Consider the following 15,344-nt stretch of genomic DNA (forward strand, 5'->3'; position numbering starts at 1 on the left):
AGAGGGTCGCGCCTATTCCCGCTCGGGTGCGCTTCTCGCGCCGTCTCATTTGTCCACCGGCTTTTCCGCTTCCGACGCAAGATAGGCGGCAAGACTCCGGTCCAGATCGTCGGCCGCGGCCGGATCGAACCGAGCCACCTCCGTCCAGAGAATGCCGGCTGTGATCCGTCGCCCGGGCCACAGATCGGCGAGCACGGCCCGATAGAGCGCCAGCTGCAGCAGATAGGCGTCCGGAATGCGCCTCGGCGGCATGCGGCTGGTCTTGTAGTCGACGATCAGGACTTCGTCCGGCGTCACCGCCATGCGGTCGATCTGGCCTGAGACACTGATCCGGCGCCCGCCCGCACGGATCGTGCCGGATACGGCGGCTTCCGCCCGGCTGCCGGCCGAGAACAGCGCGGTCAGTTCCGGCGCGTCGAGAATGGCGATGACCTGGGCCACGAGGCTTTCGCGCTCCTCTGCGGCTAGGTCCGGCAATTGCCGCTCCACAAAGGCAAGCGCCTGCGCGCGCCGCTCCGTCGGCGCCACCTCCGGCAAGAGCTCGAGCAGGCGATGCAGTGCCGTGCCGCGAACAGAAGCTTCGCTCGGCTGATCCTCCTCCTCCTCCGCCTGCCCCTCGCTCCAGGCCGAGGACGGACGCACGGCGCGCGTCTCCAGCGTCGCATCCACCGGGGTGAAAAGCCAGTCCGGCAGCGCCGCCGGCGGGCTTACGTTCAAGCTCTCCGCGCGCGGTGGGGCCGGTGGCTCTTCCTGTGCCGCCCGCCAGCGCCAGGCCGCAACGCTGCCGTCGGCGGCCATCACCTCTTCGGCCTCGCCCCTCAGGGCCGCGCTCACCAGCCCGTGCCAGCGCTGCTCCGACCCTTTCTCGAAGCGGCGGATGCCCGCCACGATCAACCGGTCACGGGCGCGCGTCAGCCCCACATAGAGCAGCCGGCGATATTCTTCCTCCTGCGCCCGCAGGAAATGCTCGCCGGCCGCCGCCACCGGTTCGGGCTTGGCGCCGGCGGCAGGCCAGATCAGCGGCGCTCTCTCGCCCTCAAGGCGCAGCACGGTCGGCAGATTGTGGCCGCTCGCCGGCGCGTCGCCGGGATCGACCAGAAACACCACCGGCGCCTCCAGGCCCTTGGACCCGTGCACCGTCATCACTCTGACTTCGTCGCGGCTTGCGTCCAGCTCGCGCTTGATCTTCTCCCCGCCCTTCTGCAGGCGATCGATGAAGCCGTGCAGACCGGCCGCCTCCTGGCCCTCATAGGTGATCACCAGCGACAGGAACTCGTCGATCACCTCGTCCGCCTCGCGGCCGAAGCGGGCGCGATAGGTGGCGCGCGCGCCTTCCGGTCCGACGATTCGCGCAAAGAAATCATAGGGCTCGCCGCGATCGCTGTGGCGCATCCAGCCGCTCACGCGCGCCTGCAGCGCTTTTGCGCCCTCAAGGCCGGCGTCCGCCGCCGCCCGCACCGCCGTCCAGAGCCGCCCCTTGCGCCCATGTGCGAGGTCGAGCAACGCGTCGTCGTCGAGCCCGATCAGGGGCGAGCGGGCAACGGTGGCGAGCGCCAGATCGTCATCGGGCAGCAGCGCCACCCGCGCCGCCGCCAGAAGGTCCTGCGTGATGATATGGCCGATCACGTCGAGCCGGTCTGCGCCAGCCACCGCCACACCGCGCAGCTTCAGCGCCCGGTTCACCGCGTCGACGAACGGCCCGCGCTTGCGCACGAGAATCAGCACGTCGCCCGGACGGATGCGCGCGCCCGTGGCCGGCAACCGCTCCTCACGCTGGAACCAGCCGGCGATCTCTCCGGCGATGCGGTTGGCAAGCTGCACCTGCGGGCTGCCGGACGAGGCCTGATCCACCGGCGCATGCCAGTCGTCGCTGCGCGCCTGCTCCTGCCGCTCGATCTCCGGCCAGAGTTCCACCAGCCCCGGTTCGCGGGCGCGCACCGTCTCGTGCACCGTCGGCCCCGCCTCGGTCGACAGGCCCGCATGCGCCATGGGGCTTTGAAACACCTTGTCCACCGCCCCCACCACCGCTGCGGTCGAGCGGAAGGACAAGGTCAGGCTGAGATCATGCACCACCTTGCGGGCGCCGCGCAGCCGGTCGCCGAAGGTGCGGCGTGCGTGGCCGAACAGATGCGGCGCCGCCCCCTGGAAGGAGTAGATCGATTGCTTCTCGTCGCCCACCGCAAAGATGGTGCGGTTGCGCTCTGCCCGGGCGCCCTCGCCGGCGTGGAAGTCGCCGGTCAGCGCCTCGATGATCTGCCACTGGCGCGGGCTGGTGTCCTGCGCCTCGTCCACCAGCACATGGTCGAGGCCTTCGTCCAGCTTGTATTGCACCCAGGCCGCCGCGTCCGAGCGCGACAGCAGCGCCGCCGCCCGTTCGATCAGGTCGTTGAAGTCGAGCGCGCCGCGCCGCGCCTTGTTGGCCTGGATGAGGCCGATCATGCGGTCTGCCACCAGCGCCAGCGCCGCCGTCCGCTCCACCGTGTCGAGAATCGTCAACAGCTGCTCGAGTTCCACAAGCCGCTGGGCCTCGCGGGCAAAGCGCTCGTTGGCGTCCGGCAGATGCTTCTCCACCTCCTTGGTGAAGGCGCGTTTCTTGGGTTCCAGGTCCTTGGTCAGGAAGATCGCGCGCCAGATCAGCCGCCGCGCCGCGTCGCTCGGTGCCACCAAGGCCGCCCGGAAGCCGTTGGCCATGTCCTGCATGGTCTTGGAGGCCCGGTCGAGCACGTCGATCAGCGGGCTGAGCGTTGTTCCGGGGAAGCCCGGCGCGGCCGCATAGCTCGCCAACACCCCCGAGCACGTGACGCCCGCCGGTGCCCCGAGCCTTGCGGGCAGGGCGGCGAGCGCCGTTGCAAGGTCGCCCTCGGCGCGGATCCAGTCGCCGAAGGCCTCCCGTTCGGCGATCATCGCCTTCAGCACCCCGTCCAGCCCCTGGTCGGAGACGAGCCGCACCATCGTGCGGAACGCCCGCGCCAGCGCCCCCTCGGGATCGGCGGCAACCGTGGCCGTCAGCTCGGATTTCGCCTCCGCATAGAGGTCTGCGGCGGCCACATCGTCCAGCACGGTGAAGCGGCCGTCGAGATTGGCCTCCAACGCGAAGCGTTGCAGCAGCGCCTCGGCGAAGGCGTGGATGGTCTGCACCTTGAGTCCGCCCGGCGTCTCCAGCGCCCGGGCAAACAGCTGCCGCGCCTGTTCGAGGCGCGCGCCGTCCGCCCGTCCCTCCTCGATGTCGGTGACGACCTTGGCCAGCGTCGCGTCGTCCAGCGTCGCCCAGCGACCGAGTTCCTCGAACACGCGATTGGCCATCTCCGCCGCCGCCGCCTTGGTGAAGGTCAGGCAGAGGATGCGGCCTGGATCGGCGCCATCCAGCAGCAGCCGGATCACCCGTCGCGTCAGAACGAAGGTCTTGCCCGAGCCGGCATTGGCCGACACGAAGGCCGAGGCCCGCGGATCGGTGGCGCGCGCCTGGTTCTCGCGCGTATGCTGGGGGATCTTCATGCCTCGCCATCCCCCTCGTCGGCAGCGATCTGCCATTCCTGCACGCGCGCCAGATGATCATAGTCGCCCGACACCGCCTGCTTGAACGGCCGCGCCCGTGAGAGGTAGCCGCGCGCCGGATCGTCATAGGCGGCGATGAGGCTTGTCAGGCGCGATTCTGCCTCGGCGATGGTCTCGGCCAGGGTGGCGCTGCGCGTCCCCTTCTTGTCCTCGTGGCCGGTATAGACCCGCGTCTCGTCGCGACCGCCGATGCCGCTCAGCACCACGTGGATCAACTCGGCCGTCTCGCGCGGTCCCAGCATCCCGAAGCCGCCATGGCCGGCAATCACCGCTTCCAGCGGCAGCTGCGGCGTCAGTTGGGCGGCGATCTGCGCCGCCGTCGGCGCCGCACCGGTCTTGAAGTCGATGATGCTGACCCGCCCGTCCGTCTCCACGTCGATGCGGTCGGCGCGCCCGGTCAGGGTGAACTCGCCGGCGGGCGCCGCAAAGGTCAGCTGCCCCTTGATCTCCGGATGCCGGGCAAGCGGCGCCCGCACGGCCTCGAAGCAGGTCACGAAATAGTCCGCGATCGCTTCAAAGCGCGGCCACCACTGGGCATGCATCTCGGGATAATCGCCGAGCAGGCGGGCAAAATGGCTCCGGCCGATCTCGATCAGCGCCGCCACGGCCCGCCCGTCATGGGCGCCACTCCAGGTGGACGCGAATTCGGCGAGAATGCCGTGCAGCAGCGTGCCGCGCGTGCCGAAGTCGGGCAACTCGCCGAGATCGTCGAGCGGCTTCAGCTGAAGAATGCGCCGGGCATAGACGGCGTAAGGGTCGCGGATCAGCGTCTCGATCTCGGTCACCGACAATTGCCGTGGCCGTGCCGCCACCGGTGGCGTCGGATTGGGCCGTTCGGCCAGCGCCGCGCGTGGTCGATCGTCGATGGCCCGTGCCCAGGCCACATAGCAAGCCCCGGCGGCGACGAGCCTGTCCGCGCGGTCCGTGCCGATCAGCCCGATCAGCCGCTGCAGGAAGCGGCTCGGCACCGTCGGTGCCCCGTCCTTGCGCGTCGAGCGCACGATCACCACGTCCGGCGTGCCGAGCGCTTCGACGAAATCATGGGCGCTGAGGCCGATGCGCACTTCCGGCGCCTGCATGCCGAGCCCGGTTCGCATCGGTCGCGACAGCCAGGGCCCCGTATCGATCGCCTGTGGCCAGGTGCCCTCGTTGAGCCCGGCCAGCACCAGCCGGTCGACGCGCAGAAGGCGCGCTTCCAGGGGACCGGTGATGGTCACGCGCGAATGCCGGCTCGGCGTCCGCACCAGTTCGTCGCCGATCATCGCCTTCAGCGTCGCCGACCAGTCCCGTCCCGGCAGCGGCAAGTCGGCGTCGGGCGAGGCGAGATAGCGCTCGCAGAGCCGCTTGAACCCGTCCTCGGCGCGGCCCACCCGTCGTTCCTCGCCCTGGGGCGCTGCGGTCAGCACCTCCAGTGCCGCCCGTTCGGCCGCGATAAACTGCGACAGCGGCGCCGTGCCGCTCTGCACCAGCGCTTCCAGCGGCTGCAAGGCCTCCACCAGCCGGCGAATCAGGATCTGCGCATCCTCGACCCCGTCACCCGCCTCCAGCCGCCCGGCCGCTTCCTGCAAGGCCGTGCCGCCACGCCCGAGGCGTGGTCCGCGCAACAGGCGCAACTCGATCAGCCGCCCGGCGGCCCGCACCCGGCCGGCCTCCAGGCCGAAGCGCGTCTCCGGATGGGCGAGCAGGCTCGCAAGCTTGACCGGCGGATAGCCCTCCTCGACGATCTCCGCGATCAACAGCGCCAGCGCGCCATAGGCCGATTGCGACAGCGGCATGCCCGCCGTATCCGCCGCCTCGATGCCGAAGCGGGCAAGTTCGGCGATCACCCGCCGCGCCGTGGTGCGGTCGGGCGTCACCAGCATCACCCGCGTGTCGGGCTGTTCCAGTGTTTCCCTGAGCGCGATCGCCGCCGCCAGCGCCTCTTCCGCTTCATTGGCGGCCAGCGCCAGCCGCACCCCTGCAAAGGCCGCATCCGTGGCGCCGGGGTCGGCGTCGAGCGCGTGAAGATAGTCGGGCCAGAGATGCGTCGCATCCGCCGGCACCAGCGCCTTGAACAGCGTGTCGATGCGGCGCGCCATGGGGTCGGGCGGCGCGGTGAGTTCCGTCACCTCGCGCCGGTCGACGCCGAGGCGGGCGAGGAGACGGCTCATGGTGTGCTGGCAATGCGGCGGGTCCATGGAAAAGCGGGCGAACAGCGCGTCATCGCTTGAAAGATCGAGGCCGGGCAGCACCACCGCCCCTTCGGGCAGGCTCAGCACCGCCGCCATCAGGCGCGCAGTGGCGTCCACCGAACCGGTGGAGCCGGCCACGGCCACCGGCCCGCGCGTACCCTTGGCCATGGCGGCGATGGCCGCATCGATCATTGCCGCCTGGAAATCACCCTGGCCGATGCGTCCGCGCTCGGCCATCAGCGCCGGCAGCGTTTGCGTGGCAATGTCGAGGAAGGTCAGCGACATCTGCCACCAGGCCGCATAGTCGTCCGGCACCAGCGTGGCGAGCCGGCCCCAGTCCACGCCCTCCAGCGCCGCCTGATCCATCAGGGCCAGGAGATCGTCGGCCAGACGAAAGGCGTCGGCGGTGGAGTTGGGAACCTTCAGCGCCTGTCCCGACGGCGTCAGATGCCGGTCGGTGGCCACCAGTTCGCGCCAGCGCCGCACCAGCTGCACCAGCAGCAGCTTGCGGTCGGCGTCGCTCATCACCGGCGGCAGATCGAGCGCCAGCGGTTCGAGAAGGCCGCCGCTGCCCAGCGCTTCGCCCGCGTCGGCAATGGCCCTGAGGCGCGGCAGGATCACCGCGCCGCCGCCGAAGGCCTCGCGCAACGCCGCCGAGAGCCCGGCCACGGCCCGCTGCGTCGGCAGGAAGATCGTCACGTCGGCCAGCGCCAGCGGATCGTCGCGATAGCGCCGGCCGGGGAACAGCCGTCCGTCCAGCAGAGCCTCGGCCAGCGTCGGCAGGAAGGGCGCCGCCGGATGGATGGTGAGGACGTTGACGGCCCGGCCCATGATCTCAGGCTGCCGACAGGAGGATCGACCGTTCCGCTTCGCCGATCGCCTCGGGCGTGCCCACATGCAGCCAGATCCCGTCCATGCGCAGCCCGTGCAGGCGGCCCTTGGCGATCAGGTCGTCGAAGATGCGGTTGAGCGAGAAGGGTTCGGCCTTGTAGCCTTCGAACACCTTCGGCGACAGGATTGCCGCGCCGGCATAGACGAAGGGCGCCACGGTCCGCTCGCCGCGGCGGCGCAGGCAGCCGTCCACGTCCATCTCGAAGTCGCCGACGCCGTCATAGCCCACCGCGCTCACCGTCGGGGCCAGCATCAGCAGCGCGTCCATGCGCGTCTCGTCCCAATGGTCCGCCAGCACGTCGAGATTGGCGCGCGGCCCCTCGATCCAGATGGAATCCGAGTTGAGGTGGAAGAAGGGCTCGTCGCCGAAATGGGCAAGGGCCTTCACCACGCCGCCGCCGGTGTCGAGCAGCCGTTCGCGCTCGTCGGAGATAGTCACCTGGAGATCGCGCCGCTTGACCACGTGCACTTCCACGAGATCGGCAAGATAGTGCACGTTCACCACCACTTCCCGCACGGACGCGGCGGCCAGCCGGTCGAACACGCGGTCGATCAGCGCCCGCCCCAGCACCTCCACCAGAGGCTTCGGCGTCGTTGCCGTGATCGGACGCATGCGTTTGCCGCGGCCAGCGGCGAGAACCATGGCGCGGGACGGACGAAGGCGAGCGGACGCGGATTTTGTCATGGCGGTCAAGCAAACTCGGTCAGGATGATGGCAGGTCGAGCCGTTCATACCAGAGCTTGAGCCTGCCGAGAACCGGGTGAACAAGGGCATTTTCGAGATTGCGCCGAACACGCGGCACGAAGCGCAGATGCGCCGTCCGGCCCGTCCGCTCGGCATATTGCACGAAGCGCCCGAGGATCTTGGCGTTGCGCTGCGCGCCCAGCACCGTCACCCGCGCGAGAAAAGCTTCGCTGTCGAAACTCGGGTCCCGATGCCTCGCCCGCGCGCAATAGGCGGCGCTCATCGCGGCCACCAGATCGCCCGGCAGGTCGACGCGCGCGTCGGTCAGCAGCGAGGCGAGGTCATAGGCCGGCGAGCCTAGCAGGGCATCCTGGAAATCGATGAGCCCGATCGGGTCCGCCGCGCCGTCCTGCCAGAGGATGTTCGGCGAATGATAGTCGCGCAGCACCAGATGGCTCTGGTCGTCGTCGAAGGGATGCAGAAGCTCCCGCCAGATCTGCGCCCATTCCGCCCGCGCCTCGGCGGCCAGCGGCGCGCGGCTGAGCGAGGGCACATAGACGTCGGCAAAGAGGTCGACCTCGGTGGTCAGCGCCCGCAGGTCATAGACTGGCATGGTCCAGCGGCCGCCGCGGTCGGATTGCACGATCGGCGGCCAGGGCTCGGCGGCAAGATCGGCAAGCCGCTCCGCCGACGCCACATAGCGCGCTGCGTCCGGCACCCCATCCGTCACGATGGCGTCGCTGCCGAGATCCTCGAGCAGCATCAACCGCCGCTCCCGGTCCTCGCCCAGGATGACCGGCGTGCGGAAGCCCCGCCGGCGCAGCGTATCGCCGATGGCCGCGAAGGCTTCGAGGCTGTCGGTCACATGCACGATGTCTTCATAGCGATCGCCGTCGGCCCGCTTCATGAAGGCACGCCAGGCGGGCCATTTCATCACGATGGCCGATCGCGATCCGTCGCTGACCCGCTCATAGGAGCGGGCCGAGGCGTCGCCATGCACGTGGCTGCGCGTCACCTCGCCGAGCCCGGCCTCGGTCAGCAGCGCGCGCACCGCCAGCGTCTCGGCGATCCGCCCGCCCCAGCTCTCCTGCGGAGCGGTCAGGTGGAACACCCGCCCTTCCGGTCCGTCGCCGTCGGCAATGGTGATGTCGAGCCGGTTGGCCGGCAGCTCGTCCTCGGCCCTCTCGGGCCATTCGATCAGCGACAGCGCCGTGTTCAGCGCGTCATCGAAGCCGATTTCCAGCAGTTCGCCGGGGTCGGAGAGACGATAGAGGTCGAAATGGGCGACCGGCAGCCGCGCCGTCTCATAGGTCTGCACCAGCGTGAAGGTGGGGCTCGGCACTTCAAGCTCGGGATCGCCGGCCAGCGCGCGGATCAGCGCGCGGGCGAAGGCGCTCTTGCCCATGCCGAGATCGCCGTTGAGCGCGATCACGTCGCCGACCGCACAGACCGCCGCAAGATCGGCCGCCAGGCGGCGCGTACCCGCCTCGTCGGCCACGCGCAGGGTGAAGCTGCTGACGGCGCTCATCGGCGCCTCATTCGGCCGCTTCGGCCAGCGCCGGATTGAGCGGCAGCCGGCAGGTCACCTTGGTGCCGCGCCCGACGGCCGAGGCGATCTCCACGGTGCCGTGATGCAGCTCGACGAAGCTCTTGACGATCGGCAGGCCGAGGCCCGGGCCGCGCCGGCGGCTGCCGTTGTTGCGGCTCTCGAAGCGGTCGAAGGCCGTCTCGATATATTCTTCCGAAATGCCCGCGCCCTGATCGCGCACCTCGAAGACGATCTCCGTTTCGGTGCGCCGGCAGGTCAGCGCCACGTCGGCGCCATTGGGCGAGAAGGCCACGGCATTGGAAAGCAGATTGTAGAGCACCTGGCGAATGCGCTTCTCGTCGGCGAGGATCGTGCCCGTCTCCGCCGGCACGTCGACCAGCAAGCGGATCTGCGCTTCGCTGATGCGGTCGCGCAAGCCATTCGCCGCTGCCTCCACCGTGGCGCGCACGTCCACTTCGCTGAGCTCCAGCTCCATGATGCCGGCGTCGATGGTGGCAAGATCGAGAATGTCGTTGATGATCGCCAGCAGCGACGACGACGAGTTCATGATGTAGCCGGTATATTCGCGCTGCTTGGAATTGAGCGGCCCGGCATTGTCGTCGGCCAGCAGCTGCGCAAAGCCGATGATATTGGTCAGCGGCGAACGCAGTTCATAGGACACATGCTGGATGAAGGCGTTCTTCAGCTGATCGGCTTCTTCCAGCGCATCATTCTTCTCCATCAGCGCCCGCTCGACATTGACCGAGTCGGTGACGTTGACGAAGGTCACCAGCGTCGCGCCATCGGGCAGCGGCACGGTGGTGAAGTCGATCACGCCGCCATCGCGCCGGTCGAGCCGGCCGGTGTGGCGCGTGCGCTTGTCGGCGAGACCGGTGACGGCAATGCGCACATTGTCCCAGGCCTCGCGGTCGCCATGGGCGGCCAGGCAGCTGGCCACCACGTCGTTGATATGCGGCCGCCCCGCCAGGAACTGCGCGGTCAGCAGCCACAGGCTGCCGAAGGCCGGATTGTAGAGCCTGAGCCGCCCGTCCGAACCGAACACCGCCACGCCTTCCGACAGGTGGTCGAGCGTCTCGCCCTGCACGCGGGTCAGCGCGTTATACTTGCTCTCCAGCACCAGCCGTTCGGTGACATTCTCATAGACATAGGTGATGCCGCCCTGCGGATGCGGGTTGGCGATCACGCGCAGCGTCTGGCCGGTCGGCAGGTGCCACCAGCTCTCGCGCGCTTCCAGCGCCTGGTAGGACGCCAGCATTTCCTTCTTCCACGACCGGAAATCGGCCTGCTCGGGCAGCTTGCGCGCCGCACGCAGCTGGTCGAGCACGGCGCCGTCGTCGGGGCCGGTCTCGAGGAAGGCGGTGTCGAGGTCGAACAGGGAGCGATAGGCGGCGTTGTAGAACTTGAGCCGCTTGTCCGGCCCGAAGATGGCGACGGCGGTGGCCAGCTGGTCCAGCGTGCGCGCGTGGCTCTGGATGGTGCGGCGCAGTTCCACCTGCACCTTCTCAAGCTCGGAGACATCGGTGGCAATGCCGGCGCTGCCATTGTTGCCGGCCACATCCACCACGTCGAACACCCGGCGGGCACCGCCGACGACCACCGAGAGCCTGCGTTCGAACAGCGGCGATTCCGTGCGGCTCGCCTGCACGGCGGTCCGGCCGGCGCTGTCGAGCAGTTCCATCGCGCCGGCGATCACCTGCGCCGGGCTCGTCGCCTCGACGGCGCGGGCATAGGCCAGATTGGCCCAGCTGAGCCGCCCGTCGGCGTCGCGAGCCCAGACCGGCATGGCGAGATTGTCGATCAGCCGCTGGAAGGTTTCCAGCACGTCGCCCTGGCGGCGGAATTTCTCGGTCAGCTCCACGAACTGCTGCCGCTCGCGGCTGAGATTGCGGAAGCGGATGAAGCAGCGCGAACCGTTGACGCGGCCCACCGCCTCGATGCTCACCTTGTCCTGCGTCGTCAGCACTTCGGTGAAGCTTTCCCCGCGCTGGCGCAGGGTCTCGCTGCGGGCTTCCAGCCGCTGGGCCGACGCGGTGTCGAGCCATTGACCGAAGGCGAGGAAGGCCGAAGGCGCGCGCGGCACGCCGGCGGCTTCCGGCAGATTGCCGAGCACGCGCGGTGCTTCGTCCGGGGCACCCCACATGACGATGCGCTGATCGTCGGCGTTGAGGGCAGCTTCCGCCCGATCGGCGGCGAGCTTCAGGTCGGCATTCTCGCGCAGCAGGCGGGCGCGATCATCCTCGGCGCTGCGGCGGGCGCGGATCAGCGCGGCGGCGCTGACCACGGCGATGCAGATGGCACCGACGAAGGTGGAAAGGGCAGCGACCTGCAAGGGCTCGAAATAGACGGAACCGTTCGGATCGATCTTGATGGCCTGGGCAAGGGCGGAACCCGACGCGATCGGCGACAGCATCGTGGCCGAAGCCAGTGCCATCAGGCCGAATCGTCCTCGAATCGGTTTCCGCTTCCGGCAGAACTCCGGCATTCTCGATCCTCTTAGCCGCTTGAAGAAACGAAGGCGGACACCACTCATGTCCCGACATCAGGTCGGCGCGACCCCCGTGCCAGCCCGAATCACCTCAAAATAACGCCTTTCGAATCCCGTCAAAAGAGTCGGGCAACCGCTGAGTCCGGCTTGAACAGAATAATTGTACAGAAGAGTCCACTGTACTTTGTTTGTTCTGTGCAAATGTCACACATTTGCAGGAACTGACTATCCAGCCTCGGTTTTCACCGAGCTGAAAAGTAAATCGGCCGGCCCCGAATGCAGGGCCGGCCGATCGCCTGTCGATTTTCCGCGCTCAGCGCCGCTCAGTAGCGATACTGAGCCGACTTGAACGGGCCGCTGTCCTTGACGCCGATATAGTCGGCCTGTTCGGCCGTCAGCTTGGTCAGCGTGGCGCCGAGCTTGGCCAGATGCAGCTCCGCCACCTTCTCGTCGAGGTGCTTGGGCAGCACGTAGACCTTCTTGTCGTAGCTCGAACCCTTGGTCCACAGCTCGATCTGGGCCAGCGTCTGGTTGGAGAAGGAGGCGCTCATCACGAAGCTCGGATGACCGGTGGCATTGCCCAGATTCACGAGGCGGCCTTCCGACAGCAGGATGATCTTCTTGCCGTCGGGGAACTCGACGAGATCCACCTGCGGCTTGACGTTCTTCCACTTGTAGTTCCTGAGCGCCGAGACCTGGATCTCATTGTCGAAATGGCCGATGTTGCAGACGATGGCCATGTTCTTGAGCTTGCGCATGTCCTCGATGGTGACGACATCCTTGTTGCCCGTGCAGGTCACCACGATGTCGGCGCGCGGGGCGGCGTCGGCCAGCGTCACCACCTCGAAGCCGTCCATGGCCGCCTGCAGCGCGCAGATCGGGTCGACTTCGGTCACGAGCACGCGGGCGCCCGAACCGTGCAGCGACTGGGCCGAACCCTTGCCGACGTCGCCATAGCCGCAGACGATCGCCACCTTGCCGGCCATCATCACGTCGGTACCGCGACGGATGGCGTCCACCAGCGATTCACGGCAGCCATACTTGTTGTCGAACTTCGACTTGGTGACGCTGTCGTTGACGTTGATCGCCGGCCAGGGCAGTTCGCCGCGCGCTTCCATCTGATAGAGGCGCATCACGCCCGTGGTGGTCTCTTCCGACACGCCGCGGATGTTGGCCTTGGCGCGCGAATAGAAGGTCGGGTCCTTGGCAAGGCGCGTCTTGATGATGGCGAAGAGCTCTTCCTCTTCTTCCGAACCCGGATTGGACAGAACCGACGGATCGGTCTCGGCCTTGGCGCCCAGCGTGACGAGGAGCGTGGCATCGCCGCCGTCGTCGAGGATCATGTTGGCGGTCTCGCCATTGCCCCAGTCGAGGATGCGGTCGGTATAGGTCCAGTATTCGCGCAGCGTCTCGCCCTTGACGGCGAACACGGGGATGCCCGCAGCGGCGATGGCGGCGGCGGCATGGTCCTGCGTCGAGAAGATGTTGCACGAGGCCCAGCGGATGTCGGCGCCGAGCGCCTTCAGCGTCTCGATCAGCACGGCGGTCTGGATGGTCATGTGCAGCGAGCCGGCGATGCGCGCGCCCTTGAGCGGCTGGGCGGCGGCATATTCGGCGCGCACGGCCATCAGGCCGGGCATCTCGATCTCGGCGATGTCGAGTTCGGTGCGGCCCCAGTCGGCCAGCGCGATATCCTTGACGATGTAGTCGGTGAAGGCCATGAGCCGGATCTCCATATGTGAAACCGCTGGCGGAGAACCGGCGCAATACCGCCCCGTCTCCGCGTCTGGCCCCCCTTATAGAAGAGACCGGTTACGAAGACAATAAGGATATAAAGACATCTTTATATCACCATGTCGGTCACACGGTGTCGTCGTCCTCGCCCTTGGCTTCGGGGCCAAGATCCTGCGCCACCTCAGGCGAATGCAGCAGGTTGTCGATGCGGGCGCTTTCCTCGAAGCGGTCGTCGTAGCGGAAGGTGAGTTCCGGTGCGAACTTGAGATTGATCTTGTGCGCCACCTGGCCCCGCAGCCAGCGCTTGTTGCGCTCCATCGCCTTCTCGGCCGCCTTGGGATCGCCGCCGCCGAGCGGGGTGATGTAGACGGTGGCGTTCCTGAGATCGGGGCTGACGCGCACTTCCGGCACGGTGATCATCAGCCGGATCACCTCGTCGTCGAAGATCTCGCCGCGCGACAGGAGTTCGGCCAGCGCATGGCGGATCAGTTCGCCGACGCGCAGCTGGCGCTGGGACGGGGCACGGGCTTCGCCCGGAGCATTGGAACGGTGTGACATTTTCTTGTTTCCTCAGGAACGGCTTTGGCGGGACGCGTCGTCGAGTACGGCGGCATAGGCGACCATGGCGTTCCTGTCCTCGAACAGGGCGAGCGGCAGGATAGCGCCTTCGGTCGGCTGCGTCATCACGAACACATGGGTTGGGGTGAGGTGGACGGCGCCGATCATCTCGTCGGCGACATGCAATTGGAAAGCGGCAAGCCGGAAGGACAGATGGTCGTCCCAGAACTCCACTTCGGCCTGGCCGATCGGGCATCGGGCGATCGCCTGCTGCTCGTCGGCCCACAGGATGAGGCGATTGAGGCCATAGGCGGCCGCAAGCGCGGCGGCCATGCCGCCCCACCAGGGGCCATCGGGCTGGTCGGCCAACAGCGTGGAGGCAAGGAACACCGCCAGCAGGCCGAGCCCATAGGGCAGGGCACCGCGCCAACCTTGCTTGCGCCGCCCGGTCACCGCAAAGAAGGCGCGCCAATCGTCCGGTCCGATGGAGCAGATCGCTGTGCGCATCGGGGCGTTCGGTGCGGTGTAACGCGCCTGCCGTACGGCTTTCAGGGTCTGCGCTGCCTGACCGAAGAAAGCGTCAGCGTCGTCGGTCGTGGCAAAGGCCCGCTCGGGCACGAAATGCAGTACACCGGCCCTGGTGGTGAACAGGATGAAGCCGCCCTTGCGCTCCACCGACTGCACCGCCAGCCAATCGAACCGCGTCTCCCCGCCATCCTCGTAGATGGCCACGTCGTCTTCGTTGAGAACCACGCGGCGCCTGGTCAGCAGAGCCGCAGCAATGGGACGCCGCGCCTTGATCGCGCCCCGGAAGTTGCCGGTCAGCGCGCCGGCGGCCATGGCTGGAAACAGGAAAATCCACCCGACGAGGTCCTGCCCGGTCAGCTCCTGGGCATAGATCTTGATCGCCATGAACACGAGGACCATCAGCACCGCGCCGGCCAGCGTCAGGCGCAGCCGCTCGTAGCGCCCCCAATGGCGCGCGCCCCAGCGCGGCGGGTTCATCACCGCCGTCAAGGCTGCGACGTCCTTGCGGGTCGGCGTGAAGTCGACAAAGTCGGTCATTTCGCCGCCATCGAGGCCCGAAGAGGTCACGGCCGGTCTATCGGACATGCGGCAGATCCGGCTTGGTCCTTGCCTTGATATAGGCGATCAGAGCCGCCCGGTCGGTTCCGGGCGGCAGGGCACGCAGCGGCAGGCCGAGACCTTGGCGTGGGCCGATCGCCAGGACAACAGTGCTGCGGTATTCGATCAGTCGCTGCAGCCGGGGCCAATCGATGTGCGAGGACGCGCCTTCGGTGCTGATGTTGATGCCGCCGTCATCAAGTTCGATCCCATAGTCCTGATCCGCAAACGGAACGCTGCGGTAGGCAAGGAAGCCCATGACAGCGGACGGCCCCTCCGGCCAGAGCATGGCGATGGCAATGACGACCAACAGGGCGGCAAACGACATGGGCATGGTGCCACCCAGCGCGTCCGGCAGCAGCATCTCGGGGTGTTCGGTGAGCGGCATGCCGGCGAACCAGCCGGCGGCTGCCAGCAGGCACAGCACGGCAATCAGCCAGAGCGCCAGCCTTTTCAGGCGCTTGGCGAGCGGTTGTTTGACCAGGGCGCAGGAGAGGGCGACATAATCGCGGCGCGTGAATTGATAGCTGATTTGCAACGACATCGAAGTCTCGTGGCTTCTGGGTCGTCGTTCGACCCGACCTCAATCAG

Annotated in this window: 9 protein-coding genes; all 9 read right to left on the bottom strand. The window is 67.9% G+C overall.

The features are described 5' to 3' along the window. Positions 1 to 45: 45 nt before the first annotated feature. Positions 46 to 3,495: a double-strand break repair helicase AddA gene (gene addA / locus L2I41_RS06295; RefSeq protein WP_237152670.1), complete on the bottom strand. Its 3,450-nt coding sequence runs from the start codon at positions 3,493 to 3,495 to the stop codon at positions 46 to 48. After that, positions 3,492 to 6,557: a double-strand break repair protein AddB gene (gene addB, locus L2I41_RS06300; RefSeq protein WP_237152671.1), complete on the bottom strand. Its 3,066-nt coding sequence runs from the start codon at positions 6,555 to 6,557 to the stop codon at positions 3,492 to 3,494. The genes addA and addB overlap by 4 nt, the downstream gene beginning before the upstream one ends. A gap of 4 nt (positions 6,558 to 6,561) precedes the next feature. Next, the gene (locus tag L2I41_RS06305) at positions 6,562 to 7,302 is read right to left on the bottom strand and encodes a nucleotidyltransferase family protein (RefSeq protein WP_237152672.1); all 741 of its coding nucleotides are present in this window, start codon (positions 7,300 to 7,302) and stop codon (positions 6,562 to 6,564) included. A gap of 19 nt (positions 7,303 to 7,321) precedes the next feature. Continuing rightward, positions 7,322 to 8,830: a tRNA (adenosine(37)-N6)-threonylcarbamoyltransferase complex ATPase subunit type 1 TsaE gene (tsaE, locus tag L2I41_RS06310; protein ID WP_237152673.1), complete on the bottom strand. Its 1,509-nt coding sequence runs from the start codon at positions 8,828 to 8,830 to the stop codon at positions 7,322 to 7,324. A 7-nt stretch (positions 8,831 to 8,837) separates the two neighbouring features. Then, positions 8,838 to 11,282 (bottom strand): sensor histidine kinase, encoded by a 2,445-nt coding sequence (locus L2I41_RS06315; protein ID WP_237152674.1) that lies wholly within the window; start codon positions 11,280 to 11,282, stop codon positions 8,838 to 8,840. A 377-nt stretch (positions 11,283 to 11,659) separates the two neighbouring features. Next, positions 11,660 to 13,057: an adenosylhomocysteinase gene (gene ahcY / locus L2I41_RS06320; protein WP_390633896.1), complete on the bottom strand. Its 1,398-nt coding sequence runs from the start codon at positions 13,055 to 13,057 to the stop codon at positions 11,660 to 11,662. Positions 13,058 to 13,196: 139 nt separating this feature from the next. Further along, on the bottom strand, positions 13,197 to 13,628 hold the full coding sequence (gene rbfA, locus L2I41_RS06325; RefSeq protein ID WP_237152676.1) for a 30S ribosome-binding factor RbfA: 432 nt from the start codon (positions 13,626 to 13,628) through the stop codon (positions 13,197 to 13,199). A 12-nt stretch (positions 13,629 to 13,640) separates the two neighbouring features. After that, positions 13,641 to 14,741 carry a YcxB family protein gene (locus L2I41_RS06330; RefSeq protein WP_237152677.1) on the bottom strand — a complete coding sequence of 367 codons (1,101 nt, stop codon included), beginning with the start codon at positions 14,739 to 14,741 and terminating at the stop codon, positions 13,641 to 13,643. Next, the gene (locus tag L2I41_RS06335; protein WP_237152678.1) at positions 14,731 to 15,297 is read right to left on the bottom strand and encodes a YcxB family protein; all 567 of its coding nucleotides are present in this window, start codon (positions 15,295 to 15,297) and stop codon (positions 14,731 to 14,733) included. The genes L2I41_RS06330 and L2I41_RS06335 overlap by 11 nt, the downstream gene beginning before the upstream one ends. Between the last annotated feature and the right edge of the window lie 47 nt (positions 15,298 to 15,344).

This window comes from Oryzibacter oryziterrae (assembly GCF_021864535.1).
Classification (GTDB): domain Bacteria; phylum Pseudomonadota; class Alphaproteobacteria; order Rhizobiales; family Pleomorphomonadaceae; genus Pleomorphomonas; species Pleomorphomonas oryziterrae.